The organism is Pectobacterium sp. HCp5_1, assembly GCF_032905925.1.
GTDB lineage: Bacteria > Pseudomonadota > Gammaproteobacteria > Enterobacterales > Enterobacteriaceae > Pectobacterium > Pectobacterium brasiliense_A.
In genome coordinates, this window is record NZ_JAUMIO010000079.1 from 1 (window position 1) to 1,560 (window position 1,560).

Below are 1,560 nucleotides of genomic sequence, written 5' to 3' on the forward strand. Positions count from 1 at the left end.
CTGTTTGCTCACAAAACGGGCATTTTACCTCAACCGTTGCCATCAGGCTCTTCTTCTAAATATTTAGGAAAACAGATGAACATTCTACCTGACGATCACCGAGTTGAATACGTGACCGTTTTTCCGATTGGGGAAAGAACTATCCGCGCTGGTCTTCGCTTGATGCTGCTTGGTGGAAAACATTTGGTGGTGATGATTATTTAAACAAATACAAAGATGGCTATATCATTTTCCATCGAGAAAAAATAAAAGAGATAGCCCGACAATATAAAATACCCTCTATTCTTCTCGCATCGGTTGCCCATGCAGAAGCCGGAGGAATGGTTGACTATTTTAAATATCCAACATTATTTGGCAGGCAGGTGGTGCATTCTTACAGTGGCTGGCCAGGAAAGGAAAAAATCATACCGTCCCCAGAGAAAACATCAATAGGTATTATCGCCATGCAAATTAGGGTGGTTGCCGAAATTTTCGGCAAGAATCCCAGTGCACTAAGGAATGCTGAAGCAACATACATCTCCATCTGCTTAAATAAGGATAATTTTAACCTGACAATGGTCGCACGCCATCTTTACGAGTTAATCAACTATGACTATCCCGGTACTGACACGTTGAACCTAACCGACGAGCAGTTCATCCTTGCAGGTTCACGCTATAACAGAGGTATTGAACGCAGCCGCAGTGATTTTATTCATTCGATAAATGATGTAGAAAAAATCTCTTATGAAGAAAGGAACTGGTCGTCATACGGTAGATCGATGCTAAACCATCGAGAAAAAATAACAAAACTGCTTTATGAGGTTACGACTCTGCCCCAGAATAGTGACAGTAATTAAAATTCCGAGAACTCTTACATGCCAAACTATAGCAACATGACTTACAATATTCTATTTTATTTTTATTCGACTCTCTGCGCCTTGATTATATTGATCACATCAATAAGGGATTACGAAGGGATGGTTGATGGGGTAGAAATAAGAAATCTCTGTGAGATACCTGAAGGCGATTCCGATGGTTTCTTTTCGTTTATTATTATCCCGCTATCTATCCCTTTCTTCATTGTAAAGAAAAGTTTAGCTAGGGCAATTACTTATATTATTTTATTGTTTTATTATTTTTGGAGTTTTTATATTAGATTTAATTTTTGCTAAAAAAACCATACCCCCTTCGCATAGTAGCCTGGGGTTATAAAAAACATCATTAATATGTGGTTAAAAACGGCTGAGTGATTGATAAATGTTAAGGAAAACCGGCTATATCTACAACGTCTATTTTTATACCTATTCTGCCTTATGCTTTTTTCTAATCAACGCTTTTTCTACCATCGAATATGAATGGATGATAGATGGCGACTCAGTTGCAGATTTCTGTGAAGTGCCGAGAGCCGATGCTGATGGTTTCTTAAGTATTATTATCGTTCCTTTATCTATCCCTTTTCTTGGTCACGTATTCAACTCGGTGATCGTCAGGTAGAATGTTCATCTGTTTTCCTAAATATTTAGAAGAAGAGCCTGATGGCAACGGTTGAGGTAAAATGCCCGTTTTGTGAGCAAACAGACC

4 protein-coding genes are annotated in these 1,560 nt (G+C 38.5%); all 4 read left to right on the forward strand.

Annotated features, from left to right (window positions below; translation table 11 throughout):
• A partial coding sequence (locus Q3A88_RS21770; RefSeq protein ID WP_317178656.1) for a hypothetical protein occupies positions 1 to 204 on the forward strand: 204 nt, incomplete at its 5' end.
• A 116-nt stretch (positions 205 to 320) separates the two neighbouring features.
• Positions 321 to 836: a hypothetical protein gene (locus tag Q3A88_RS21775; RefSeq protein WP_317178657.1), complete on the forward strand. Its 516-nt coding sequence runs from the start codon at positions 321 to 323 to the stop codon at positions 834 to 836.
• Between the two features lie 36 nt (positions 837 to 872).
• Positions 873 to 1,151 carry a DUF2645 family protein gene (locus Q3A88_RS21780; RefSeq protein WP_233990511.1) on the forward strand — a complete coding sequence of 93 codons (279 nt, stop codon included), beginning with the start codon at positions 873 to 875 and terminating at the stop codon, positions 1,149 to 1,151.
• A gap of 85 nt (positions 1,152 to 1,236) precedes the next feature.
• On the forward strand, positions 1,237 to 1,473 hold the full coding sequence (locus tag Q3A88_RS21785; RefSeq protein ID WP_317178658.1) for a DUF2645 family protein: 237 nt from the start codon (positions 1,237 to 1,239) through the stop codon (positions 1,471 to 1,473).
• Positions 1,474 to 1,560: the final 87 nt, after the last annotated feature.